Raw genomic sequence first — 24,242 nt, forward strand, 5'->3', positions numbered from 1 at the left:
AGGGCGGCATCTTCTCAAGCGTCGCGACCAAGGATTCTCATCCTGATTGACGCGCTCTTCTCATCAAGTTTGTCGCGCTACATGGGATTGGCGGTGATGGCGCAGGACAGCGGCTGGGGCCTGTTCAACGCGGTGGATGGGCCTGCATGGCTGGCGGTGGTGGCGGCGATCCTGATCCTGGACCTGGCGATCTATCTGCAAAATGTGATGTTTCACGCGGTCCCCGGCCTGTGGCGGCTGCACCGGATGCACCATGCCGATCAGGAGTTTGACGCGACAACCGGCCTGCGGTTTCACCCGGTCGAGATCGTGCTGTCGATGGCTATTAAGCTGGCGGTGGTGGGGGCGATCGGTGCGCCCCCCGTGGCGGTGCTGCTGTTCGAGGTGCTTCTGAACGCCACGGCGCTGTTCAACCACTCCAACATCCGCTTGCCACTGGCTGTGGACCGGGTGCTGCGGCTAGTGCTGGTGACGCCCGACATGCACCGCGTGCATCATTCGGTGGACCCGCGCGAGACCAACTCGAACTATGGCTTCAGCCTGCCATGGTGGGACCGGCTGTTGGGCACCTATGTGGCGCAGCCCGCCAAGGGCCATGAGGGGATGGATATCGGGATCGAGCAGTTTCGCACCTCGCGCGCCCAATGGCTGGACCGGATGCTGGTGCAGCCGCTGCGCGGTCCGGCCTCGGGCGGGGCGCTGGATCCGCGCCTGACGACGCGGGATGCCGATCAGGCCTGAGCGGAGCGGGGGGTTATTCCCACTCCATCTGCTCGAAGGTGGCCTGCGCGTTGCGCCCTGCCAGGCTGTCGAACTGCTCCAGATGCGCCCATGCGGATTGGTCGATAGAGGGCGCATCCATGATGTCGCCGCCATCGTCGATCAGCGCGCCGATCTGCGTGCGCAGGTTCACCAGATAGCCGTGGGTGTCGCGGGTGGCGGTTGCCAGATCGGTGGGTTGCCCATGTCCTGGCACGATATGCGCTGGGCTGAATGCGGCCATTGCCTCGAACACGTCGATCCAGCTTTTTGTGCTGGACTGGCTGCCGATGCCAAGGATGCGATCGACATAGACGATATCGCCGGTGAACATCACATCGTGCTGGTCCAGCCAGACAAAGCTGTCGCCGGGGGTGTGGGCCGGGCCGCGGTGCATGATCTCGAACGTAAGCCCGCCGACGGTCAGCGCATGATCGGTGTCGAATGTCACATCGGCAAAGGCCGGTTCCGTTCCGTCCAGACCGTCGCCCAGGAATTGCGCCAGCGCGATCATCTGGTCGGTGGCGCGTGTCTTTTGGTCCTGTACCGCCGCATTCGAGGCGATCACCGCCGCGCCCCGTGCCTGCCAGTATCCGTTGCCCAGCCAGCGGTGATCCTGCCCGCCGGTGTTGATGACATGGGTCACCGGCTGATCCGTGACGCTGCGGATGGCGTCATGCAGCGCGGCGGCGCCCTTGTAGGATCCGCCCGGATCAATCAGCACTGCGCCGTCTGGCGTGACAACCAGACCAAAGGTGGCGTTGTTGGCCAGATTTTCGGCACTGCGCTGCTCGGTTTCGCCGACGATGGCCCAGACCGTGTCGGTGACGGGCTGCACGGTCAAACTGTCTGCCACAGCGAGGCCCGGCATCGTTGCAAAGGTGGCAAGTGTCAGGGAGAGTCTCAATTCGGTCGCTCCGGTGGTTTTGTGCTTTTGGATGGTCCTGCAATGCGCAGGACCGCACAAGCCCCGCCTTGACCTGCGTCAAGACGGGGCATCGGCGTTCATGCGCGCAAGTGTCAGACCGCCTGCCACAGCTGGAACAGCAGGCCGACCGTAAAGGCCCCCGACAGCGACAGCGCGATATAGAGCGCAAAGACCTGCGGTTTCGCCAGCGCCCAGACCGCCATTGCGGCCGGGATCGAGGTGACGCCGCCCGCGACAAGGAAGGCCAGACCGGCACCGGGGGCCATGCCCTGTTCGATCAGGCCACCCACCAGCGGCAGCGCGGCATAGCCATTCAGATAGGCGGGAACGCCGACGAATGTGGCGGTGATGATCGGCACGATTCCGGAGCCACCCAATGCGGCGGTGACGGTTTCGGCAGGAATCCAGGCCAGCATCAGGCTTTCCAGAATGAAGGCCAGGAACAGCCATTTCGCCAGGAACAGCGTGGTCGTCCACGCGGTCTTGGCGAATTTGGCACGGCGGTCGGCATCGGCCCAGAAGCGCCAGACCACAGGTTGCGGTGCACGCAGTTTCGAGCCGCCGCAGCCGCCGTTGCCCACGCCCTCGCGCAGCGGATCGGCAAAGGCCCCGCCGCGTGCCAGGACATGCACCACAAGACCGCCAAAGACACCAAGGCCGATGGCCGACAGGGTTTTCGCTATTGCGAATTCAAGGTCGAGCACGCCTGCGGTCAGCACGAACATCGACGGGTCCATGATGGGCGAGGCCAGCCAGAAGGCCATGACCGCCGACAAGGGCACGCCCATCGCCAGCAGCGCGGCGATCAGCGGAATCACCCCGCAAGAGCAGAAGGGCGAGATGCCGCCCGCCAGCGCGCCCAGGCCCACCATCAGCAGCGGCGCGCCGGTAAAGGCCTTGGCGATCAGGTTGTCGGCCCCGGTGGCATTGGCCCAGGCCGCGATGCCGATGGACAGGATCAGGAACGGCGCGGTCCTGAGCAGGGCGGCAAAGGCGAATTGCGTGCTGTCCAGCGCCTGCGCCGTGTCGGTGATGGCCAGCGCCAGCAGGATCAGCCCCGAGGCCAGCCAGACGCGGTGATCGCGCCACAGGCTGCGCAGCGCGGCCCTTGGCCCGTGGGGTATGGTTGCGTCGGTCATTTCTAAATCTCCGGTATCTTGGTTGTATTTGGGCAAAAAAACTCAGGCGACGGCCTGGTCAGTCTCCAGCGTCAGGCCGGTGCAGCATTCGGATGTCAGGAACGATACAAGGCCGGTCATCGCGGGAAAATTGGCCTTGTTGAACACCTCGCGCCCCTGTTTTTCCTGCGTGACCAGACCGGCGTCCACCAGCGTGGACAGGTGATGGGCCAGCGTGGACGGGGCCAGACCCAGATGCGCGCCTATGTCGGACACGCGCAGGCCGTCCTGCCCGGCCTTGATCAGCAGGCGAAAGATCGACAGGCGGGCATCGTGGCCAAGGGCGGCAAGGGCGCGGGCATGGGGGCTTGTTGTGGTCATGCGGCTAAAATAACTAAAAAACTGGTTATGTAAAGATTTATTTTCCGATGCCCGCTTTGGGCGCTGTTACAAAAAAGTCACATAATTGTTGCATAAGCATCATCGAATCTCGTTAGCGAACGCACTGAGGCCTCGGTTGGGGTCCGAAATGACAATAGGAGCTACCATGTCTTTCACCAAACTTTCCGTGTCGGTTCTGGCGCTGGCCGCCGTTTCCGCCACCGCCGCTGCGGCGCGCGACCAGATCAGCATCGTGGGCTCGTCCACCGTGTTCCCCTATACCCAGGCTGTGTCCGAGCAGTTCGCCAACAACACCGGTTCGCCCTCGCCCATCGTGGAATCGACCGGCACCGGCGGCGGCATGCGGATCTTCTGCAACGGCATCGGCGAAGGCTTTCCCGACATCACGGGTGCATCGCGCGCCATGAAGGCGTCGGAATGGGCCGTCTGCGAAGAAAACGGCGTGACCGACGTGACCGAGGCCCTGATCGGCTTTGACGGTCTGTCGCTGGCCGTTTCGCGCGCCAACGATTTTGATTGGGACCTGTCGCTGTCCGAGATCTACCTGGCACTGGCCGCTCAGGTGCCGGTCGAAGGCGAGTGGGTCGACAACCCCTACAGCAAGTGGTCGGAAATCGACAGCCGCCTGCCCGACACCGATATCGTCGTGCTTGGCCCGCCGCCGACATCCGGCACCCGCGACGCATTCGTCGAACTGGCAATGCATGTCGGTTGCGAAGAGCTGGAGTATGTTCAGGAAGGTGGCTTTGACGGCGACTGGGTCGAAGAGAACTGCTCGCGCATGCGCACCGATGGCCCGTTCGTCGAAGCCGGCGAGAACGACAACCTGATCGTTCAGCGTCTTGATTCGGACCCGAACGCACTGGGCATCTTTGGCTACTCGTTCCTGTACGAGAACCTGGACAACCTGAAGGGCGTCAACATCAACGGCACCGAGCCGACCATCGACACCATTGCCGACAAATCCTACCCGGTGTCGCGTCCGCTGTACTTCTACGTCAAGAACGCGCACCGCGGTGTGATCGCGGGCCTGAACGAGTTCGTGGAAGAGTACATGTCGGAAGACGCGCTGGCCCCCGGTGGCTACCTGTCCGAGCGTGGCCTGGTTCCGCTGAACAACGAGCGTCGTGCCGAGCTGCAAGAGCGCGTCATGAACGGCGTCGCGATGGAAGCGAAGACCGAGTAATCGGGACAGTCTCCTGATTTGATCTCACGACGCCCCCGCCCGTGAAAGCGGGGGCGTTTTTCACACGAAACGACAGGCATTCCCATGACGCTTCTCGCCTTCCTGATCCTGTTCGCTGCGGTGGTGATCGGATACATCCTGAACCTCCGCGCCGCTCGCGAGATTCGCACAGGCGGCACAAGACTGCATTCGCTGGATGGGTTTCACGGCGGGTTTTCCGCCCTGGTGACGCTGGTCCCCACGTTCTTTTTCATCATCTTGTGGATGATGTTTCAGGGCGCCGTCATCGAGATGATCGTCAAGGCGGGTCTGCCCGACGGTGTGCTGGACGGGCTGGGATCGGGCGCTGTGCAGCTGATCATGGCTGAAATCCGCTCGATCGCGGGGGGGCGCATCTTTGGCACGCCCGAAGAGTGGAAGCTGGCCGCCGCCGATCGTCTGGTGTCGCTGCGCTTTGCCGCGTCTGTTCTGCTTGTCATTCTGACGGTGATCATGACCGCCGTGTTGATTTACCTGTCGCGCAAGACGGTCGAGGCCGAGTTCCGCGCCCGTCAGGGGGTCGAGAAGATCGTGCTGGGCCTGATGATCGGTTGTGCGACTGTGGCGATCTTCGTGACCTTCGGCATCGTCGGGTCGCTGATGTTCGAGACCTACCGCTTTTTCGAGATGGTCCCGTTCATGGACTTCCTGTTCGGCACCACATGGGAGCCGCAGATCCCGATCCGTGCGGATCAGGTCGCGGCCGAGGGTGCGTTCGGCATGTTGCCGGTGTTCCTGGGCACGCTGGTGATCGCGACGATCGCCATGATCATCGCCACGCCCATCGGGCTGTTCTCGGCGATCTACCTGCATGAATTCGCGTCCAACCGCGTGCGCGCCTATGTCAAGCCGCTGCTGGAAATCCTCGCCGGTGTGCCGACCGTGGTCTACGGCTTTTTCGCCATCCTCGTGATCGCCCCGGCGATCCGGTCGTTCGGCACCGATCTGGGCCTGCCCATCGCGCCCAACACCGCGCTGGCGGCAGGTGTCGTGATGGGCATCATGCTGGTGCCGTTCATCTCGTCCTTTGCCGATGACGCGCTGGCCGCGGTGCCGCGCAGCCTGCGCGACGGCTCGCTGGCGCTGGGTGCGACGCAGGCCGAAACGATTTCCAAGGTGCTGTTTCCGGCGGCCATTCCCGGCATCGTCGGCGGTATCCTTCTGGCGGTCAGCCGGGCCATCGGCGAGACGATGATCGTGGTGATGGCGGCGGGCCTGATCGCCAAGATGACGATCAACCCGCTGGACAGCGTGACCACCGTGACGGTGCAGATCGTGACCCTGCTGATCGGTGACACCGCCTTTGACAGCCCCAAGACCCTGGCCGCCTTTGCTCTGGGCATGGTGCTTTTCGTGATGACGCTGGTCATCAATGTCTTCGCCTTGCGTATCGTGCGCAAGTATCGCGAAATCTATGATTGAGGATCGCGCAATGACCGAACAATCCGCCTCTGAAAAGTTCGACTGGGCCAGCCCGGCATTCACCAACCGGCTGAACAAGCGCAAGCGCAGCCAGCTTATCCTCAAGACGCTTGGGCTGACCGCGATCAGCATCGCCTTTGCCATGCTGTTCCTGCTGGTGGCGTCGCTGATATCGACGGGCCATCACGCCTTTACCCAGACGCATATCGAGGTCGAGGTGTTCCTTGACCCCGAGCAGATCGACGCAGACAACCCCAATAGCGGCAACTATCGCCAGATCATCACCGATACGCTGATCACGCAGTTCCCCGAGGTTGCGGACGACCGGGCAGAGCTGCGCAAGCTGACCTCGATCCTGTCGAACGGCGCGCAGTTCACCATTCGCGACTCGGTGGTTGCCAACCCCGATCTGATCGGTCAGACGGTGGCTTTCAACGTGCCGGTCTCGGACCCTTACGATCAGTTGAACAAGAACCTGATGGATCGCGAAACACCCGAGGCCAACCGCCGTCTCAAGGATGACGAGATCGCGAATTTCGACATGCTGAAAGAGCGCGGCATGGTCACCAAGCCGCTGAACACGGCGCTGATCACCAATGCGGACTCGCGCTTTCCCGAACTGGCGGGCCTGAAGGGGGCGATCATCGGCTCGTTCTATGCGCTGCTGACCTGTTTCCTGCTGTCGTTCCCGATCGGCATCGGCGCCGCCATCTATCTTGAAGAGTTCGCGCCCAAGAACAAGGTATCGGACCTGATCGAGATCAACATCAACAACCTTGCGGCTGTGCCGTCGGTGGTGTTCGGCCTGCTGGGTCTGGCGGTGTTCCTGGGCTGGTTCGGCATGCCCCGGTCGGCCCCGTTCGTGGGCGGTATGGTGCTGGCGCTGATGACCCTGCCGACGATCATCATCGCCACGCGCGCCGCGCTGAAAGCGGTGCCGCCATCGATCCGCGAGGCGGCGCTGGGGGTTGGTGCATCGAAGCAGCAGGTGGTGTTCCAGCATGTCCTGCCACTGGCCATGCCCGGCATCCTGACCGGCACGATCATCGGTCTGGCGCAGGCGCTGGGGGAAACCGCGCCGCTGCTGCTGATCGGGATGAACGCGTTCATCACCTCGGCCCCGGACACGCCGTTCGACAGCGCCACCGCCCTGCCGACGCAGATCTTCATCTGGGCCGACAGCCCCGAGCGTGGCTTTGTTTCGCGGACTTCGGCGGCTATCCTGGTCTTGCTGACCTTCCTGGTGACGATGAATGCCGTCGCCATCTACCTGCGCAACAAGTTCGAGCGCAAATGGTAACCAAATGCCTGCCCGACCCGGTCGCGCCCATGGTGCGGCGGGCGGGATGAAAAAGGAAAACACCCATGTATGACGTTCCGAGGAAAGATACGACCGTGGATCAGAAAGACATCAAGATCACCGCCAAGGGCGTTCAGGTTTATTACGGCGACACCCATGCCATCAAGGATGTGGATGTCGATATCGAGGACAAGACCGTGACGGCCTTCATCGGCCCGTCGGGTTGCGGCAAGTCGACCTTTTTGCGCTGCCTGAACCGGATGAACGATACGATCGACATCTGCCGGGTCGAGGGCAAGATCGCCATCGACGGTGGCGACATCTATGCCCCGCAGGTCGATCCGGTGCAGTTGCGCGCCAAGGTGGGTATGGTGTTCCAGAAGCCCAACCCGTTCCCAAAGTCGATCTATGACAACGTGGCCTATGGCCCGCGCATCCACGGTCTGGCCAACAGCAAGGCCGAGCTGGACGAGATCGTGGAGCGTGCGCTGCGCCGTGGCGCGATCTGGAACGAGGTCAAGGACCGTCTGGACGCGCCGGGCACCGGCCTGTCGGGTGGGCAGCAGCAACGTCTGTGCATTGCCCGCGCCGTCGCGACCGAGCCCGAGGTTCTGCTGATGGACGAGCCTTGCTCGGCTCTGGACCCGATCGCCACTGCGCAGGTCGAGGAACTGATCGAGGAACTGCGCCGCGAGTATTCGGTGGTGATCGTCACCCACTCGATGCAGCAGGCCGCGCGGGTCAGCCAGAAAACCGCGTTCTTTCACCTGGGCAACCTGGTGGAATACGGCGACACCGGGACGATCTTTACCAACCCGGTCGACCCGCGCACCGAAAGCTATATCACCGGCCGGATCGGGTAAGGACATCGTGATGAACACCAAGCATATCGTTACCTCCTTCGACCGCGATCTTGAGGGCATTCAGGCCACCGTCATGAAAATGGGCGGTCTGGTCGAGCAGGCATTGATGGACGCCGCCAAGTCGCTGGAAACACGCGACGTGGAACTGGCCGAAAAGGTGCGCGCCGGTGACCGGCTGATCGACGATATGGATCAGTCGATCAAGGCCGATGTGGCGCAGTTGCTGGCCCTGCGCGCGCCCACGGCGGTCGATCTGCGCGTTGTCCTGTCGGTGATGGAGATCAGCGGCCACCTGGAACGCTGCGGCGATTACGCCAAGAACATCGCCAAGCGCACCATCGCCATGGCGGCGGATACCGAAATCAGCGGTGCACATTCCAGCCTGCGGCGGATGGCGAAATTCGTCTGTGTCATGGTCTCGGACTCGCTGGACGCCTATATCCAGCGCGACGAGGTCAAGGCGCGCGAAGTGATCGACGCCGATGTCGAGGCCGACCAGATCTACAACACGCTGTTCCGGTCGCTGCTGACCCACATGATGGAAGACCACCGCAACATCGCCGCCGGCATGCACCTGCATTTCATCGCCAAGAACATTGAGCGCGTGGGCGATCATGCCACCGGCATCGCCGAGCAGACGATCTATCTGGTGACGGGTGACATGCCGGATGATGACCGTCCCAAGCTGGACCGCACATCGCTGGAAATGCAGGAAAGTCCGAACTGATGACCGCATTGCAACCTTCCGTGCTGGTGGTCGAGGACGAACCCGCACAGCGTGAGGTTCTGATCTACAACCTTGAGGCCGAGGGCTTTCGCGTGATCTCGGCCGAGGATGGCAACGAGGCGCTGGTGCTGGTCGAGGAGGAACGTCCCGACCTGATCCTGCTGGACTGGATGCTGCCCGGCACGTCCGGAATCGAGATCTGTCGCCAGATCAAGATGCGCCCCAGCCTGCGGGCCATCCCGATCATCATGATCTCGGCCCGGTCCGAAGAGGTGGACAAGGTGCGCGGGCTGGAAACCGGCGCGGATGACTATGTTGCCAAGCCCTATTCGATCCTCGAACTGATCGCGCGGGCCAAGTCGCAGTTGCGCCGCACGCGCCCGGCGGCGGTGGGCGAGCGTCTGACCTTTGACGACATCCTGCTGGATGCGGAAACCCACAAGGTGTTTCGCGGCGCGCAGGAGCTGAAGCTGGGTCCGACGGAGTTTCGCCTGCTGACCACCTTCATGGAAAAGCCGGGCCGGGTCTGGAGCCGTGAACAGTTGCTGGACCGGGTCTGGGGGCGCGACATCTATGTCGATACGCGCACCGTTGACGTGCATATCGGTCGCCTGCGCAAGGCGTTGAGCCGCCATGGCGGCGAAGACCCCATCCGCACGGTACGCGGCGCGGGCTACGCGCTGGGTTAGGCCCGCGCCGCCGTCATCCTTGGCGGCTTGGCCAGGTTTTCAAGTGTTTTGCAGTCGTATCGAGTTTGCCAGCCAGCCCCGTTGGGGGTGCCACGCGTCGTTTATCGTAAAAGTTTCGCAATTGTATACGACTGTATGCTGTAGACGTGAAGGCGAGTTTGGCGTAAGGGGACTTCAGCATTTCACAGGAGTCTCCGATGTCCGATCAGACCACACCCGATATCATCTATACCAAGGTTGATGAGGCGCCCGAGCTGGCGTCGGCCTCGCTCTTGCCGATCATCCGGACCTTTGCCGCCGCCGCCGGTGTCAGCGTCGATACCCGCGACATCAGCCTGGCCGGGCGCATCATCGCCACCTTCCCCGAGTATCTGACCGAGGATCAGCGGCAGTCTGATGATCTGGCCTGGCTGGGCGAGCTGGTGAAGACGCCCCATGCCAACGTGATCAAGCTGCCCAATATCTCGGCGTCGGTGCCGCAGCTTGTGGCGGCGATCCGCGAGTTGCAGGGGCAGGGCTATGCGCTGCCGGATTATCCCGAAACCCCCGCGACCGATGAAGAAAAGGCCGTGCGCGCGAAATACGACACGATCAAGGGCTCGGCGGTGAACCCGGTTCTGCGCGAAGGCAACAGCGACCGCCGCGCCGCGGCCGCGGTCAAGAAATACGCCCAGGACAACCCGCACCGCATCGGTGACTGGGCCGCCGACAGCAAGACGCGCGTTGCCGCCATGACCTCGGGTGATTTCTATTCCAACGAAACCTCGGCAACGCTGGACGCCGCCGCGACCGCGAAGATCGTTCTGGAAACCTCGGACGGCGAGACCGTGCTGAAAGACGCGGTGAGCTATCCCGCGGGCACGGTGGTCGATGCCACCTACATGAGCGCCGGCGCGTTGAGCACCTTTCTGGCCGACGAGATCGAAAAGACCAAGGCCGATGGCACGCTGTTCTCGCTGCACCTGAAGGCGACGATGATGAAGGTCAGCGACCCGATCATTTTTGGCCACGCGGTCAAGGCGTGGTTGCAGCCGGTGTTCGACAAGCATGGCGACACGCTCAAGGACCTGGGCGTGAACCCCAACTCGGGGCTGGGTGACCTGCTGGAGCGGGTCAAGGGCAACCCGGACATCATGGCCGATATCGAGGCCTGCCGCGCGCAGCGCCCGCCGATGTACATGGTCGACAGCGACCGTGGCATCACCAACCTGCACGTGCCGTCGGATGTGATCGTCGATGCGTCGATGCCCGCGCTGATCAGTTCGGGCGGCAAGGGCTGGGGCCCGGATGGCAATCCGCATGACGCTACCTGCGTGATCCCTGACAGCTCTTATGCGCCGGTCTATGACGAGACGATCAAGTTCTTCAAGGAGAACGGCAAGTTCAACCCGGCCACGGCAGGCACGGTGCAGAACATCGGCCTGATGGCGCAGAAGGCCGAGGAATACGGCAGCCACCCGACCACCTTCGAAATTCCTGCGGATGGTGTGGTCAAGATGGTGCTGGAAGACGGCACCGTTCTGCACAAGCACACGGTGGCGGCGGGCGATATCTGGCGCTCGGCCAGCGCGCGCAAGGCCCCGATCGAGGATTGGGTGACGCTGGCGATCGACCGGCAGGCGGCAACGGGCTATCGCGCGATCTTCTGGCTGGATGAAAACCGCGCGCATGATGCCGAGCTGATCATGCTGGTCAAGCCGATCCTCGAAGCCAAGGGCGTGGCCGACAAGTTCGAGATCATGGCCCCGCGCCAGGCCACCCGCGCCTCGCTGGAGACGATCACCAAGGGCGAGAACACCATCGCCATCACCGGCAACGTGCTGCGCGATTACCTGACCGACCTGTTCCCGATCCTGGAGCTGGCGACCAGCGCCAAGATGCTGTCGATCGTCAAGCTGATGCAGGGCGGCGGGCTGTTCGAGACCGGCGCCGGTGGTTCGGCCCCCAAGCATGTGCAGGATCTGGTCTCGACCGGGCATCTGCGCTGGGACAGCCTGGGCGAGTTCTGTGCGCTGGGTGAAAGCCTGAAATTCCTGGGCGAAAGCCGTCAGAACGCCAAGGCGCTGGTGCTGGGCCGCGCGGCGGAACAGGCAACGCAGGGTGTTCTGGATCATGGCCGCAGCCCCAACCGCAAGGTGGGCCAGCCCGACAACCGGCACAGCCATTACTGGTTTGCCCGCTACTGGGCCGAGGCGCTGGCCGCGCAGACCGAGGATGCCGATCTGGCCGCGCATTTCGCCCCCATCGCCAAGGCGCTGGCCGAAGGCGAGGCGGCGATCGTCGCGGAATTGCTGGACGCGCAGGGCAAGCCCGTCGATCTGGGCGGGTATTACCACGGTGATCCGGCCAAGGTGTCGGCGGTCATGCGCCCGTCGCCCACGCTGAATGCGATCATCAGCTAACCGCACCGGTCTTCTTGCAAAGCAAAACGCCGCCCCGGATCGGGGCGGCGTTTCTCGTTCGCGGGTCTGTTCGTCAGGGGGCGACCCAGCCTTCGCGTTTGCGGTCGCTGTAGGCCATGAACAGCGGCAGCGCACAGAGCGCCAGCCCGATAGCCGCCGTTTCAAAGAAGCCGATGCCAAAGACATCGGTTTCCGGCAGGGCAAAGAACAGCCCGCCAAAGAACAGCATCACCCGCAGACCAAACCCGACCAGACCTGTGCGAATGGGACCGACCAGGCTGATATGCCCCTGCAACGCCATCGAGATCATCCCGACACCGAACAGCGCGGATGTCAGGGCAATCAGCACTTCGGGCAGCGGGGCCTGCGCCACCAGCGCGGGGTTGAGCACGAAGAAGAACGGCGCGATGTAGATCACCCCGCCAAGACGCATCGCCTCGAGCCCGACCTTGATCGCGTTCTCCCCGGCCATCGTCGCGGCGGCAAAAGCCCCCAGCGCCACCGGCGGGGTGATGAAGCTGATCATGCCCCAGTACAGGATGAACAGGTGCACCGCGATCCGGTTCAACCCGCCCTGTTCCAGCGCGGGTGCGAGCACCACGGCAAGGAAGATGTAGGCGGCCGTCACCGTCATCCCCATGCCGAAGATGAAGGCCGTGATTGCCCCCATCAGCAGCAGCACGAAAATGTTGTCACCGGCGATGAAGATCAGTTCGTTCACCAGCGTCCCGGCCAGACCCGTCGCGCTGAACGAGCCGACGATCAGGCCGACGCCCAGAAGGATCGCGGTCAGTTCGGCCAGACCCTGCCCGACGCCCACGATCATGTCGCCCAGCCGTTTCAGCGAAAGCCGGCTTTCCGGCAGGATCTGGTTGACCACCAGCAAAAGCGCGGTGGCGTAGAACGGGGCCGATGTTTCGCGCCGCATCACCAGCAGCATGAAGATCAGAACCCCGAAAACCGCGATATACAACCAGCCTTCGCGCAGGATCTGGCGCATGACCGGCAGTTCCGAGCGCGGCAGACCGCGCAGCCCCTTGCGTGCCGAATAGGCGTCGATCTGTGAAAACAGCGCGAAGTAGAACAGCAGCGACGGGATCGCGGCGGCTATGGCGATCTCGACATAAGGCACCGACAGGAACGACGCCATCACAAAGGCCGTGGCCCCCATGATCGGCGGCATCAGCACCCCCCCGGTCGAGGCGCAGGCCTCGGTCGCGGCGGCGGTGCGACCGGAAAAGCCCGACCGCTTCATCGCAGGAATGGACACCGCGCCCGTGGTCAGCACGTTCGAGATGACCGAGCCCGACATCGACCCCATGAAGCCGCTGGCAAAGATCGACACCTTGGCCGCACCACCGCGAAAACCGCCCACCAGCGTCAGCGCCAGATCATTGAAGAACTTGCCGCCGCCCGTGCGCTGCAACACGGCGCCGAACAGAATAAAGCCGATCACGACGCCGCCAAACGCCTTCATCGGAATGCCATACGAGCTTTCGGAGGAATAGACGTGGTAGGATACGGCCTCGCTCAGCGTGCTTTGAAAGCCCGAAAGCGGGTCGGGCACATGCCCCGCAAAGGTCGGGTAGAAGGCAAAGAGCACGACAATGCAGAACAGCACCAGCCCCCCGGCGCGTCGCGTGGCCTCAAGCACCAGTGCAAAGAACACGTAAGCCACGTATTGCGCGGTCTGCGGCGCGGCATATTCCCAGCCTTGCGACAGGTTTCTCTCGGCCGTCTGGGCAAGATAGGCCGTGGTCGCAAGCGCGGCCGCGGCCAGCAGCCAGTCGAGCCAGATGGGGTTGCCCACCTTGCTGCCATTCAGGCGGAACACCAGGAAGGACACCGCCAGGAACAGCCCGCCGAGAATATAGAGGTATCGCCCGTCGATCAGGACGATCCCGCCCAGTTGCAGATTGAACAGCTGGTTTATGACCAGCACCAATCCTGCCAGCGTGGTGATGATGACCGCGACCCGAGCCGCCATCCCCATGCCCGGATCACCCGGAGTGTCCGTTTCGCGCGCCAGTGCTGATACGTTGGCACTCATGCCAGCCCCTCCAATGGGTTGTCATTGCAGATAAGAAAACGGCCCCGTGACCGGAATCACGGGGCCGCCTCGGTCTTGGGGTGTCTTAGAACACCACCGAGAAGCCACCGGCCTCAAGCGCGGCGCGGCGCTTTTCCGGCCATGCCTCGTCCCAGTTGTCCGGGGCTTCGGCCTTGAGCTCTTCCCACGCGGCCTGAAGCGCGGCCTGACGCTCTACAAGCTCGTCGTTATGCGCCTGTGCTTCGTCGGACCACATGCCGACCTCGTTGAAATAGCGGATGGCCCCGTCGTGATAGGGCACGACCCAGGTCATGTTCTGCTTGTCCAGCGCCCAGCCCGCGATGCCGGGGGCCTTGCCGTCATAGCCCGGGAACAGCTCGACCATCGCCTTGGTCATGTTGTAAGCAAGGTCTTCTTCGGTGTCCGCTGTGCCGATCAGTACGGGATAGGCATAGCCCGCCCCCTGATACCCGTCGGTGCCGTCGATGTTGGCCCCGACCATCGCCTTGTTGGGCGTGAAGAACGGTGCGATTTCCTGCATCCGCGCCAGACCTTCGGCATTGTCCGGGTCGATCGGCGGCCAGAACAGGCCACGCGGGCCGGTTGCGGCCTCGTAGGCCAGGCCCGAGTTGGTCGAGGCGAAGGCCGCATCGACCTGACCCTCGGCCAGACCTTTCCAGGACGCGCCGAAGCCGCCGAAATCGACACGCTCCACATCGTCCCAGGTCAGGCCGCCGTAGGCCAGATAGGCCTCGGTGTTGACGTTCAGCGCGGGTGCGCCGACGACCCAGGCCACGCGCTTGCCCTTGAGATCCGAGAACTCCTCGATTCCCAGATCACCGGCCACGCCGACGGCCAGGTTGATCGCACCGCCGTTGTTGGCCATCAGCACGCGGATGGGCTGCGGCCCCCAGTTCTCGGCCCCGAATTCAAAGGCCCCTTCCTGTGCCATGAAGCTGCCGCCGACGCCCGTGGCCGAGAATTCGACCCGGCCCTGACGCAGCGGTTCCGTGCGGCTGACATCGTTCTTGCCGGGCAGGACGCGCAGGCTCATGCCGAGGGCATCCTGCAGGGCCGCGCCGATGGCGACGGCCTGGTTGAAGCCTGCCGATCCGGTGTCATAGGCTGTCCATGACATCTGTCTGGGCAGTTCGGCGGTGGTTGATTGTGCCAGTGCCGCGCCCGCGACAATGGTTGCAGTGCCGGCGGCTGCCAGCATATTGAAAAGACGCATCTGGTCTCCCCCCTCTTGGTTTTTCCTCCGGGGCGCGCGTTACGCCCCTCTCCTCACGAGATCCGCAATTCGGTTTGCGGAATTTGTTTTCGCTGTGCGATAGTCGGCGAGATGGCGCAAAAGTCAAGGGAGGCAATGATGGATCAGGCAACGACACGGGCAGCGGACCAACTGGCACGGGTTCTGGCGGCCCTTGGGGCGGACAGGATGTTCTGTGTGCCGGGCGAATCATATCTGTCCTTTCTGGACGCGCTGCTGGACCAGACCGCGATCGACACGGTGGTCTGCCGGCACGAGGGCGGTGCGGGCATGATGGCGGTGGCCGATGCCAAGCTGACCGGGCGGCCCGGTCTGCTGGCGGTCAGCCGGGGGCCGGGGGCCACCAACGCGTCGATCGCGCTGCATCTGGCGGATCAGGATGCGGTGCCGCTGGTGTGCCTCATCGGGCAGGTGGCGCGGTTCGAACGCGGGCGCGGGGCCTTTCAGGAGGTGGATTACACCCAGATGTTCGGCGGCATCGCCAAGGGCGTGTGGGAGGTGACCGAAGGCTCCAAGCTGGCGGAAACCGTGGCGCGCGCCTGGGCGCTGGCGCAGTCGGGCACGCCCGGCCCGGTGGTGATCGCCCTGCCCGAGGACATGTTGTCAGACCCCGTCGACGGGGCCTTGCCTGCGCCGGTGATCGTGCCGCGTGCCGGGGTGTCGCCCGACGATCTGGCGCAGGCCACCGAGATGCTGGCCGGGGCCGAGCGTCCGCTGATCATCGCGGGCAGCGGGCTGGACACCGCGCAGGGGCGTGCCGCGCTGGCCGAACTGGCGCAGGCGCATGGCGTGCCGGTCGCGCTGACCTTCAAGCATCAGGAGATTTTCGACAACGGCTCGCCGCTTTATGCGGGGCATCTGGGGTTCAAAAGCCCCGCTCCGCTGGTCAAGGCGCTGGGGCAGGCCGATCTGATCCTGGCCATCGGCACGCGGATGGGCGACACGCCCAGCCAGGGCTACAAGCTGCCGCGCGCGCCGCGCCCGGATCAGCCGTTCATTCATGTGTGGCCCGATGCGGATGTGCTGGGGCAGGTGTTCGAGACCGATCTGCCGCTGGCCTGCGACCCGGCGCTGTTCTGCGCGGCGCTGGCCGGTCAGCCTGCCACGGCCCCCGCCGCCCGCGCTGACTGGGCGGCGCAGGTCAATGCGGTCGCGCGGCAACTGGCCAGCGTGACGCCGAAGGATCAGGAGGATGGTCTGGATTTCGGGTCGGTCGTGGTGGAACTGGCCAGACAGGTGCCGCGCGACAATATCGTGGTCACGGATTCGGGCAACTTTTCGGGCTGGGTGCACCTGTTCTGGCCGTGGGACGGCACGCAGCAGGCCGTGGGCGCGGCTGGTGGCGCGATGGGTCTGGGCGTGCCCGGTGCGGTGGCTGCCGCCCTGCGCAACCCCGACAAGACGGTACTGGGCTTTGCCGGGGACGGCGGGCTGCTGATGACCGGCAACGAGATCGCGACCGCCATGGCCAAGGGGGCCAAACCCAAGATCGTGGTGTCGGACAACCGCACCTATGGCACGATCCGCCTGCATCAGGAACGTGACCATCCCAACCGCGTGTCGGGCACCGACCTGGTCAACCCCGATTTTGCCGCCTGGGGCGAAGCCTTTGGGGTCAAGGGTTTTTCTGTGGCCAAGGGCGATGACATCGCGGCGGTCGTGGGCGCGTTCCTGGCCCATGACGGCCCGGCGATCCTGTCGGCCAGAACATCGGCGCAGGCGATTTCACCCCATATCACCATTGCCGGGATTCACGCCCGCGTGGCCAAGGCATAAGGCTCAAGGCACCGGGCGCGGCGGCGGGGCAGGGTGCCCCGCCTCAAGCACCCGGAAATGGCCCACCACGGCCTCGCGCGCGACGCCGATGTGATAGTCCATCGCGGCCCGGGCCTCGTCCTGATCTCCGGTTTCCAGCGCGTCGATGATCAGCAGGTGATTGCGCGCGATCTTGTGCGGGTCGTCGAACACCCGCTCTATCAGGGCGGTGCTGGCCTGAATTTCCGACGCCAGCGTGTCAAACACCGCCAGAAACCGGCGGTTGCCGGATTTCTCGACGACCAGCCGGTGAAACTGCAGATCGGCGGCGATCTGGTGAATCACCTGCCCGTCGGTTGACCAGCCCGTCATCTTGTCCAGTTGCCGGTGCAGTTCTGCCACCACGCCCGGCACGCCGCCCACCCGCACAAGACGGGCGGCGGATTCGCGTTCGATGCACAGGCGCAGCTCGTATATCTGGTCCAGATCGTCGGCATTGATCGTGCGCACGAAAAACCCGCGATTGGCCTGAGACACCAGCAGGCCCGCGCTTTCCAGCAGGCGACCGGCCTCGCGCACGGGGGCGCGGCTGACACCCATTTCGCGCGCGATGGCGGATTCACTGACCCGGTCGCCCGGTTTAAGGCGGCCCGAGACGATCGCCTCGGTCAGCATCTGCGCGATGCGTTGCGACAGCGCATCGCGCGCGAGTTTCGGAAACAGGGGTTGGGGGTCCGATGCCATAGCGGGCAGCGTAGCCAGCAAATTGTCGTCTGTCGACAATTTAGCTTGACTCAGGCGACCCTCGGCGACGACCCTTGACGCATCCGGCCTGTGTGGGGAGTTCCCGCGCAAAAGGCCTGTCCTGCCATAGCGCAGGCAATCAGATGGGTGTGTCGGCCAGCGTGCCGGCACGGAAAAACAGCCCGCAAATACCTTGCAACAGGGAGACGAAAATGAAGAGATTCCTTATCACAACCATCCTGGCCACTGGGCTTGCCGTGCCCGCGGTGGCGCAACAGGCCGGTGGGCGACTGGACATCGTGGTGCAGCCCGAACCGCCCAGCCTGATGCTGGGTCTGGTGCAGAACGGCCCGACACAGCTGGTGGCGGGCGACATCTATGAAAGCCTGCTGCGCTATGACACCGACCTGAACCCGCAGCCGTCGCTGGCGGAATCCTGGGAGATTTCGGACGACGCGCTGACCTATACGTTCAATCTGCGCGAAGGTGTGAAATGGCACGACGGCGAGGATTTCACCGCCGAGGACGTGGTGTTTTCGGTCGACGAATTCCTGCGCGAAACCCATGCCCGTCTGCGCGTCAGCCTGGAGCATGTGGAAAGCGTGACCGCGCTGGACGACCACACCGTCGAATTCAAGCTGAAGAACCCGTTCGGCCCCTTCATCGGGGTGTTCGAGGCGGGGACGATGCCGATGATCCCCAAGCATATCTATGAAGGCACGGATTACGCCAACAACCCGGCCAACAACACGCCCATCGGCACCGGCCCCTTCAAGTTCGAAGAGTGGGAAAAGGGCAGCTATATCCACCTGGTCAAGAACGAGGACTACTACCTTGAGGGCCAGCCCTATCTGGACGAGGTGTATTACCGTGTCGTGCCCGATGCGGCCTCGCGCGCGGTGGCGTTCGAGAATGGCGAAGTCGATGTTCTGCCCGGCGGCTCGGTCGAGAACTGGGATGTGCAGCGTCTGACCGCGATGGATGGCGTGTGTTCGACCGGGCAGGGCTGGGAATACTTCGCCCCCCACGCGCATGCCTGGCTGAACAATCGCGAAGGTCCGACCGCGAACAAGGATTTCCGCAAGGCGGTGATGTACGCGATGGATCGTGAGTTCGTGAAAGACGTGATCTGGAACGGGTTTGGCAATGTTGCCACCAGCCCGGTGTCGTCCAAGACGAATTTCTACACCGACGACACGATCATGTACGATCAGGATCTGGACAAGGCGCGCGAGCATCTGGAAGCGGCCGGATATGACGGCGAAACCGTCCGCATCCTGCCCCTGCCTTACGGCGAGACGTGGCAGCGCTGGGCCGAGGCGATGAAGCAGAACTTTGACGAGGCCGGCATCAATTCTGAAATCGTTGCCACCGATGTCGCGGGCTGGAACCAGAAGCAGGCCGAATGGGATTTCGACATCGCCTTCACCTACCTGTACCAGTACGGCGATCCGGCCCTGGGCGTCGCACGCAGCTATCTGTCCAGCAACATCGCCAAGGGCAGCCCGTGGAACAACGTGGCGGGCTATGACAATCCCGAGGTCGACGAGATGTTCGCGAAGGCGGCAGTTGCCGCCACCCCCGAAGAACGCGAGGCGATCTACACCGAGGTGCAGCAAACCCTGGTCGATGATGTGCCCGTGGCCTGGCTGCTCGAGATCGAGTTTCCCACCATCTACCGGTGCGAAATCCAGGATCTGGTCACGACCGGTATCGGGGTGAACGACGGTCTGCGCGACGCGTGGATCGAGCAATAAGCGGGTAGACCCTGCGATCCGGCCCGGGGTCCGTCCCCGGGCCGGGATTTCCTGACAGATATGGTGACGGGGGCAGACCGGACCGATGGACATTGCACTGGCCATTCTGGGGCGCACTGTGAAGGCGGCGATCACGCTGCTACTGGTGGTGATCCTGAATTTTTTCCTGATCCATGCGGCGCCCGGCGATCCGGCGGCTGTCATGGCGGGCGAGGCGGGCGCGGCGGATGAGCAGTTCATCGCCCAGCTGCGCGAGCAGTTCGGGCTGGACCAGCCGCTGTATGTGCAGTTCTGGACCTATATCTCGGGCGTCGTGCAACTGGACCTGGGCTATTCCTACCGCCAGCAGATGCCGGTGCTGGACCTGATCCTTGACCGCCTGCCAGCCACATTGCTTTTGACGCTGACCGCGTTCTTCATGTCGCTGGCGCTGGGTATCATCTTTGGTCTGGCCGCCGCTGCGCGACAGGGCCGGATGGGCGACAGCATCATCACCTCGCTGGCGCTGCTGTTCTACGCCACGCCGCTGTTCTGGGTGGCGCTGATGGCGGTGGTGCTGTTCTCGGTCAAGCTGGGTTGGTTCCCCGCCTTTGGCTACGGCAGCGTCGGGTCGGGGTATTTCGGGCTTGAACTGGTGCTTGACCGGCTGCGACACCTTTTCCTGCCTGCGCTGACGCTGGGTCTGTTCTTCATGGCTGTGTATCTGCGCATGACGCGATCCTCGGTGCTTGAGGTCAGCCAGATGGATTTCGTGAAAACCGCCCGCGCCAAGGGGCTGAGCGAGGGCGTGATCCGCCGCCGCCATATCCTGCGCAACGCGCTGCTGCCGGTGGTCACGCTGGCCGGCTTGCAGGCCGGACAACTGGTGGGCGGTGCCGTCCTGACCGAGACGGTCTTTGCCTGGCCGGGCATCGGGCGGCTGATGTTCGAAAGCCTGACCGCACGCGACTATAACACGCTGCTGGGGGTTTTCCTTGTGTCCGCCGCGATGGTCATCGCCTTCAACATCATAACCGATCTGGTCTATCGCCTGATCGATCCGCGGATTTGAGGGGAGCGTCATGCTGGATTTCCTGAAACGTTTCTCGCGCAATCGCGGTGCGCTGTTCGGCGCGCTGATCCTGATTGTCGTCGTGCTGCTGGCGGTGTTCGCGCCGCTGATCTATCCCGAAAGTCCGTGGAAGATGGTGCAGCGCCCGTTCCTCGTGCCGTTCACCACCGATGGCTATCCGCTGGGCACCGACACGCTGGGCCGCGACGTGGCGGCGGGGCTGGTGCATGGCGCGCGCGTGTCGCTGATCGTCGGGCTGGTCTCGACCCTTGTGGCGCTGTTGATCGGCGTGCCGCTGGGGGCCTTCGCGGGCTTTTACGGCGGTCTGGTCGATGATGGCGCGATGCGGTTCACCGAGTTTTTCCAGACCATCCCGAATTTCGCGCTGGCGATTGTTCTGGTGGCTATCCTTGAGCCGACCCTGCCGACGATCACGCTGGCCATCGCCATCGTCAGTTGGCCGCCCGTCGCGCGCCTTGTGCGGGCCGAGGTTCTGTCGCTGCGCAGGCGCGAATTCGTCGATGCCGCGCGGCTGGCAGGGCTTACGAACATGCGCATCCTGTTTGGCCATATCCTGCCCAACGCGATGTCGCCGATCATCGTCATGGCCTCGCTCATGGTGGCGACGGCGATCCTGCTGGAAAGTTCGCTGTCGTTTCTGGGGCTGGGCGATCCCAACATCATGAGCTGGGGCTACATGATCGGGGCGGCGCGCACGGTGATCCGCAGCGCCTGGTGGCTCAGCTTCATTCCCGGTGTGGCGATCCTGCTGACGGTGCTGGCGCTGAACCTGATCGGCGAAGGGCTGAACGATGCGCTGAATCCGCGTCTGGCCAGAAAGGGGCGCTGAGCCATGCAAGAACCCGTCCTGTCGATCCGCGATCTTGCGGTGTCGTTGCCCCCGGGGGCCGACCGCGAATATGCCGTGCAGAACATCACCTTTGACCTGCACGCCGGGGAAATCCTGTGCGTCGTGGGTGAATCCGGCTCGGGCAAGTCGATGACCGCCAATGCGCTGATGGGGCTGTTGCCCGATCAGGTCGAGGTGGCCAGAGGCAGCGCGCATTTCGAAGGGCGCGATCTGATGCAATTGCCCGCGAACGAGCGGCGCAAGCTGCGAGGCGACCGCATCGGGATGATCTTTCAGGAACCGATGACCGCGCTGAACCCGCTGATGCGCATCGGCGACCAGATCACCGAGGTGTTCGAGGCGCACAACCGCCACACCCCGTCCGAGCGGCGGACCAAGGCGATGGCCCTGATCAACGAGGTCGGCCTGCCCGATCCCGAAAAGATCATCCGCGCCTATCCGTTCCAGTTGTCGGGCGGGCAGCGGCAGCGCGCGATGATCGCCATGGCGCTGGCGCTGGACCCCGCGATCCTGATCGCGGACGAGCCCACGACCGCGCTGGATGTGACCACGCAGGCGCAGATCCTGGACCTGATCAAGTCGATACAGGCGCGGCACGGCATGTCGGTGATGTTCATCACCCATGATTTCGGCGTGGTGGCCGAGATCGCGCACCGCGTCATTGTCATGCGCTATGGCGAGATCGTCGAACAGGACGCGGCGCAGACCGTTCTGAAAGACCCGCAGCACCCCTATACCAAGGCGTTGCTGGCCGCGATTCCGGGCGACACCGTACCCAACCCCGCGCCGGTGACGTCACAGCCGGTGCTGCAGGTGCGCAACCTGCGCAAGACATTCGTCACCTCGGGCGGGTTCTTCAAGCCCAAGCGCGAGGTGCGCGCGATCGATGATGTCTCGTTCGAGGTCGCGCGCGGGGAGGTTCTGGGCATCGTCGGCGAAAGCGGCTCGGGCAAGTCCACCGTTGGGCGGGCCATCGTGCGGCTGGTCGAACCGGACAGCGGCGAGATCATTCTTGACGGACAGGACATGAACACGCTCACGTCGGCGGAACTGCGCAGCGCGCGTCGCCGGGTGCAGATGATCTTTCAGGATCCCTATGCCTCTCTCAACCCGCGCAAGAAGGTCATGGATGCCCTGTGCGAAGGGCCCATCGTGCAGGGCGCGTCGAAAGAGCAGGCGCACGCCCGCGCCCGCGAACTGCTTGAGATCGTCGAGCTTGACCCCGGGGCCGCAGACCGCTTTCCGCACGAGTTTTCCGGCGGCCAGCGTCAGCGTATCGGCATCGCCCGCGCGCTGGCGATGGACCCGGACCTGATCATCGCGGACGAGGCGGTATCGGCGCTGGATGTGTCGATCCAGGCGCAGGTGCTGGAACTGCTGCGCGATCTGCAAAAGCGGCTGGACCTGTCGCTGATCTTCATCACCCACGACATGCGCGTCGCCGCGCAATTGTGCGACCGGGTGGCGGTGATGCAATACGGCAAGCTGGTCGAGATCGGCCCGGTGCAGGAGGTGTTCCTGAACCCCCAGAAGGAGTATACCCGCGCGCTGCTGGCTGCCGTGCCGGGCACCGACTGGCAGCTTGGCGCGGCCTGAGTTCTCGATCTGCTGAATTTTTCGACGCAGAGCCCATTTCTGCCTTTGAAATAGGCGAATGCCTGTCGTTCAGGGGGCATTGGCCTCGCCGCCGATGGTGCAGCGCCGTCCGGGCGTGATGATCTGGCCGCAAATGCCTCTTTCGCGGAGCCGTCAGATCACCCTGCCCATGCGCCATATCGAAGCCGCTATCGCACAGGCCCAGCCACGGGCCGAGGGCGCGCTGGACCTGCGCGTGAAACACCGCGACGGGCGCAGCGCGATCGACCGTTTCCGCGCCAGCGGGGCCTACAAGGCATTGTTTCCCCGCAGCGCGCTAGGGGTGCAGGCGATTGTCCTGAACACCGGCGGCGGTGTCACCGGCGGTGACCGTTTCGCCCTGACAGGCCATGTGGGGGTGGATGCCCATCTGACCCTGACGACGCAGGCCGCCGAACGCGCCTATCGCGCCGCGCGGGGCTGGGGCCGGGTGGACAGCGCGATCACCGTTGAGGCGGGCGCGACGCTGCACTGGCTGCCGCAAGAGCTGATCCTGTATGACGGTTGCGCGCTGCACCGCCGCCTGCGGGTCGATCTGGCCGATGGGGCCAGCGTGCTGCTGGTCGAGCCGGTGATTTTCGGCCGTGTCGCCATGGGCGAGCGCCTGACGCAGGCGCGGTTTCGTGACGACATCGCGGTCTATCGCGCGGGCCGCCCGGTCTATCGCGATGCCCTGCGGCTGGAGGGCGATCTGTCCCGAAGCGCCCTGCGCCGCGCCATCCTGAACGGCGCCGGGGCGATGGCCTGTCTGGTCTATGCCGCGCCGGATGCGCCCGCGCATCTGGACGGGCTGCGCGCGCTGTTGCCCGACACCGCCGGGGCCAGCCTGCTGGCGCCCGATCTGCTGGTGATGCGGCTGGTGGCATCCGACGGTTTTGCCCTGCGCGCATCGCTTTTGCCGGTTCTGGACCGGCTCAGCCGCGACACCCTGCCTGTGAGCTGGAGATTGTGACAGATGAACCTGACGCCCCGTGAAAAAGACAAGCTGCTGATTTCCATGGCCGCGGAGGTCGCGCGCAAGCGGCTGGCGCGCGGTGTGCGGCTGAACCACCCCGAGGCGATTGCCCTGATCACCGATGCGGTGGTCGAAGGGGCCCGGGACGGGCGCAGCGTGGCCGACATGATGCAGGCCGGGGCCGAGGTGATCACCCGCGAGCAATGCATGGAAGGCGTGCCCGAGATGATCCACGAGGTGCAGGTCGAAGCCACCTTTCCCGATGGCACCAAGCTGGTGACCGTTCACAATCCCATCCGCTAACACCCCGGAGACT

General features: G+C 64.0%; 21 protein-coding genes. 15 read left to right on the forward strand and 6 right to left on the reverse strand.

Annotated elements, in window-relative coordinates; translation table 11 throughout:
• The first annotated feature begins 81 nt into the window (after positions 1–81).
• On the forward strand, positions 82–741 hold the full coding sequence (locus ACFTOW_RS07705) for a sterol desaturase family protein (protein ID WP_379914485.1): 660 nt from the start codon (positions 82–84) through the stop codon (positions 739–741).
• A 13-nt stretch (positions 742–754) separates the two neighbouring features.
• Here ACFTOW_RS07705 and ACFTOW_RS07710 read toward each other — a convergent pair whose 3' ends face one another.
• The 3 genes from ACFTOW_RS07710 to ACFTOW_RS07720 all read right to left on the reverse strand — a co-directional run bounded on the left by ACFTOW_RS07710 (position 755) and on the right by ACFTOW_RS07720 (position 3,186).
• On the reverse strand, positions 755–1,615 hold the full coding sequence (locus ACFTOW_RS07710) for an MBL fold metallo-hydrolase (protein WP_379914486.1): 861 nt from the start codon (positions 1,613–1,615) through the stop codon (positions 755–757).
• A gap of 164 nt (positions 1,616–1,779) precedes the next feature.
• Entirely contained in the window at positions 1,780–2,826 is a 1,047-nt protein-coding gene (locus tag ACFTOW_RS07715; protein WP_379914487.1) for a permease, read from the reverse strand.
• Positions 2,827–2,868: 42 nt separating this feature from the next.
• Positions 2,869–3,186: an ArsR/SmtB family transcription factor gene (locus tag ACFTOW_RS07720; protein ID WP_379914488.1), complete on the reverse strand. Its 318-nt coding sequence runs from the start codon at positions 3,184–3,186 to the stop codon at positions 2,869–2,871.
• 166 nt (positions 3,187–3,352) lie between these two features.
• Between ACFTOW_RS07720 and ACFTOW_RS07725 the strand changes: the two genes are divergently transcribed.
• The 7 genes from ACFTOW_RS07725 to ACFTOW_RS07755 all read left to right on the forward strand — a co-directional run bounded on the left by ACFTOW_RS07725 (position 3,353) and on the right by ACFTOW_RS07755 (position 11,835).
• Positions 3,353–4,393: a substrate-binding domain-containing protein gene (locus ACFTOW_RS07725; RefSeq protein WP_379914489.1), complete on the forward strand. Its 1,041-nt coding sequence runs from the start codon at positions 3,353–3,355 to the stop codon at positions 4,391–4,393.
• 84 nt (positions 4,394–4,477) lie between these two features.
• Positions 4,478–5,854, forward strand: coding sequence for a phosphate ABC transporter permease subunit PstC (gene pstC / locus ACFTOW_RS07730; protein WP_379914490.1), 1,377 nt, complete (start codon positions 4,478–4,480; stop codon positions 5,852–5,854).
• A gap of 10 nt (positions 5,855–5,864) precedes the next feature.
• Positions 5,865–7,154: a phosphate ABC transporter permease PstA gene (gene pstA, locus ACFTOW_RS07735; RefSeq protein ID WP_379914491.1), complete on the forward strand. Its 1,290-nt coding sequence runs from the start codon at positions 5,865–5,867 to the stop codon at positions 7,152–7,154.
• 65 nt (positions 7,155–7,219) lie between these two features.
• Positions 7,220–8,017, forward strand: coding sequence for a phosphate ABC transporter ATP-binding protein PstB (pstB, locus tag ACFTOW_RS07740; protein WP_379914492.1), 798 nt, complete (start codon positions 7,220–7,222; stop codon positions 8,015–8,017).
• 10 nt (positions 8,018–8,027) lie between these two features.
• Positions 8,028–8,744: a phosphate signaling complex protein PhoU gene (phoU, locus tag ACFTOW_RS07745; RefSeq protein WP_379914493.1), complete on the forward strand. Its 717-nt coding sequence runs from the start codon at positions 8,028–8,030 to the stop codon at positions 8,742–8,744.
• A complete protein-coding gene (phoB, locus tag ACFTOW_RS07750; RefSeq protein WP_379914494.1) occupies positions 8,744–9,433 on the forward strand; it encodes a phosphate regulon transcriptional regulator PhoB in 690 nt (229 codons plus the stop codon). The genes phoU and phoB overlap by 1 nt, the downstream gene beginning before the upstream one ends.
• A 197-nt stretch (positions 9,434–9,630) precedes the next feature.
• A complete protein-coding gene (locus tag ACFTOW_RS07755) occupies positions 9,631–11,835 on the forward strand; it encodes an NADP-dependent isocitrate dehydrogenase (protein ID WP_379914495.1) in 2,205 nt (734 codons plus the stop codon).
• A 73-nt stretch (positions 11,836–11,908) separates the two neighbouring features.
• On the opposite strand, the gene ACFTOW_RS07760 is transcribed toward ACFTOW_RS07755, so the two are convergent.
• Both ACFTOW_RS07760 and ACFTOW_RS07765 read right to left on the reverse strand, forming a co-directional pair.
• Positions 11,909–13,885 carry a TRAP transporter permease gene (locus tag ACFTOW_RS07760; protein WP_379914496.1) on the reverse strand — a complete coding sequence of 659 codons (1,977 nt, stop codon included), beginning with the start codon at positions 13,883–13,885 and terminating at the stop codon, positions 11,909–11,911.
• Positions 13,886–13,970: 85 nt separating this feature from the next.
• Positions 13,971–15,119, reverse strand: coding sequence for a TAXI family TRAP transporter solute-binding subunit (locus ACFTOW_RS07765; protein WP_379914497.1), 1,149 nt, complete (start codon positions 15,117–15,119; stop codon positions 13,971–13,973).
• A gap of 138 nt (positions 15,120–15,257) precedes the next feature.
• Between ACFTOW_RS07765 and ACFTOW_RS07770 the strand changes: the two genes are divergently transcribed.
• Entirely contained in the window at positions 15,258–16,934 is a 1,677-nt protein-coding gene (locus ACFTOW_RS07770) for a thiamine pyrophosphate-dependent enzyme (protein ID WP_379914498.1), read from the forward strand.
• Positions 16,935–16,937: 3 nt separating this feature from the next.
• Here ACFTOW_RS07770 and ACFTOW_RS07775 read toward each other — a convergent pair whose 3' ends face one another.
• Positions 16,938–17,657 (reverse strand): GntR family transcriptional regulator, encoded by a 720-nt coding sequence (locus tag ACFTOW_RS07775; RefSeq protein WP_379914499.1) that lies wholly within the window; start codon positions 17,655–17,657, stop codon positions 16,938–16,940.
• A gap of 212 nt (positions 17,658–17,869) precedes the next feature.
• On the opposite strand from ACFTOW_RS07775, the gene ACFTOW_RS07780 reads away from it, so the two are divergent.
• From ACFTOW_RS07780 to ACFTOW_RS07805, 6 genes are all read left to right on the forward strand, one after another.
• Positions 17,870–19,414: an ABC transporter substrate-binding protein gene (locus ACFTOW_RS07780; protein ID WP_379914500.1), complete on the forward strand. Its 1,545-nt coding sequence runs from the start codon at positions 17,870–17,872 to the stop codon at positions 19,412–19,414.
• Between the two features lie 85 nt (positions 19,415–19,499).
• On the forward strand, positions 19,500–20,465 hold the full coding sequence (locus tag ACFTOW_RS07785) for an ABC transporter permease (protein WP_379914501.1): 966 nt from the start codon (positions 19,500–19,502) through the stop codon (positions 20,463–20,465).
• Positions 20,466–20,475: 10 nt separating this feature from the next.
• Positions 20,476–21,315 carry an ABC transporter permease gene (locus tag ACFTOW_RS07790; protein WP_379914502.1) on the forward strand — a complete coding sequence of 280 codons (840 nt, stop codon included), beginning with the start codon at positions 20,476–20,478 and terminating at the stop codon, positions 21,313–21,315.
• 3 nt (positions 21,316–21,318) lie between these two features.
• Entirely contained in the window at positions 21,319–22,932 is a 1,614-nt protein-coding gene (locus ACFTOW_RS07795) for an ABC transporter ATP-binding protein (protein WP_379914503.1), read from the forward strand.
• Between the two features lie 58 nt (positions 22,933–22,990).
• Positions 22,991–23,923: an urease accessory protein UreD gene (locus ACFTOW_RS07800; RefSeq protein ID WP_379914504.1), complete on the forward strand. Its 933-nt coding sequence runs from the start codon at positions 22,991–22,993 to the stop codon at positions 23,921–23,923.
• Positions 23,924–23,926: 3 nt separating this feature from the next.
• The gene (locus ACFTOW_RS07805) at positions 23,927–24,229 is read left to right on the forward strand and encodes an urease subunit gamma (RefSeq protein ID WP_379914505.1); all 303 of its coding nucleotides are present in this window, start codon (positions 23,927–23,929) and stop codon (positions 24,227–24,229) included.
• The last annotated feature ends 13 nt before the right edge of the window (positions 24,230–24,242 follow it).

This window comes from Lacimonas salitolerans, assembly GCF_042677865.1.
Taxonomy (GTDB): domain Bacteria; phylum Pseudomonadota; class Alphaproteobacteria; order Rhodobacterales; family Rhodobacteraceae; genus Lutimaribacter; species Lutimaribacter salitolerans.

Excerpts from the sequence above, each read along its gene's own strand:
- ACFTOW_RS07780 (WP_379914500.1), top strand. The coding sequence starts at position 17,870 with ATGAAGAGATTCCTTATCACAACCATCCTGGCCACTGGGCTTGCCGTG.
- phoB (WP_379914494.1), top strand. The coding sequence starts at position 8,744 with ATGACCGCATTGCAACCTTCCGTGCTGGTGGTCGAGGACGAACCCGCA.
- ACFTOW_RS07755 (WP_379914495.1), top strand. The coding sequence starts at position 9,631 with ATGTCCGATCAGACCACACCCGATATCATCTATACCAAGGTTGATGAG.
- ACFTOW_RS07790 (WP_379914502.1), top strand. The coding sequence starts at position 20,476 with ATGCTGGATTTCCTGAAACGTTTCTCGCGCAATCGCGGTGCGCTGTTC.
- ACFTOW_RS07705 (WP_379914485.1), top strand. The coding sequence starts at position 82 with ATGGGATTGGCGGTGATGGCGCAGGACAGCGGCTGGGGCCTGTTCAAC.
- pstA (WP_379914491.1), top strand. The coding sequence starts at position 5,865 with ATGACCGAACAATCCGCCTCTGAAAAGTTCGACTGGGCCAGCCCGGCA.
- ACFTOW_RS07795 (WP_379914503.1), top strand. The coding sequence starts at position 21,319 with ATGCAAGAACCCGTCCTGTCGATCCGCGATCTTGCGGTGTCGTTGCCC.
- ACFTOW_RS07805 (WP_379914505.1), top strand. The coding sequence starts at position 23,927 with ATGAACCTGACGCCCCGTGAAAAAGACAAGCTGCTGATTTCCATGGCC.
- ACFTOW_RS07775 (WP_379914499.1), bottom strand. The coding sequence starts at position 17,657 with ATGGCATCGGACCCCCAACCCCTGTTTCCGAAACTCGCGCGCGATGCG.
- ACFTOW_RS07715 (WP_379914487.1), bottom strand. The coding sequence starts at position 2,826 with ATGACCGACGCAACCATACCCCACGGGCCAAGGGCCGCGCTGCGCAGC.
- ACFTOW_RS07770 (WP_379914498.1), top strand. The coding sequence starts at position 15,258 with ATGGATCAGGCAACGACACGGGCAGCGGACCAACTGGCACGGGTTCTG.
- phoU (WP_379914493.1), top strand. The coding sequence starts at position 8,028 with ATGAACACCAAGCATATCGTTACCTCCTTCGACCGCGATCTTGAGGGC.
- ACFTOW_RS07760 (WP_379914496.1), bottom strand. The coding sequence starts at position 13,885 with ATGAGTGCCAACGTATCAGCACTGGCGCGCGAAACGGACACTCCGGGT.
- ACFTOW_RS07785 (WP_379914501.1), top strand. The coding sequence starts at position 19,500 with ATGGACATTGCACTGGCCATTCTGGGGCGCACTGTGAAGGCGGCGATC.
- pstB (WP_379914492.1), top strand. The coding sequence starts at position 7,220 with ATGTATGACGTTCCGAGGAAAGATACGACCGTGGATCAGAAAGACATC.
- pstC (WP_379914490.1), top strand. The coding sequence starts at position 4,478 with ATGACGCTTCTCGCCTTCCTGATCCTGTTCGCTGCGGTGGTGATCGGA.
- ACFTOW_RS07720 (WP_379914488.1), bottom strand. The coding sequence starts at position 3,186 with ATGACCACAACAAGCCCCCATGCCCGCGCCCTTGCCGCCCTTGGCCAC.
- ACFTOW_RS07725 (WP_379914489.1), top strand. The coding sequence starts at position 3,353 with ATGTCTTTCACCAAACTTTCCGTGTCGGTTCTGGCGCTGGCCGCCGTT.
- ACFTOW_RS07800 (WP_379914504.1), top strand. The coding sequence starts at position 22,991 with ATGCCTGTCGTTCAGGGGGCATTGGCCTCGCCGCCGATGGTGCAGCGC.
- ACFTOW_RS07765 (WP_379914497.1), bottom strand. The coding sequence starts at position 15,119 with ATGCGTCTTTTCAATATGCTGGCAGCCGCCGGCACTGCAACCATTGTC.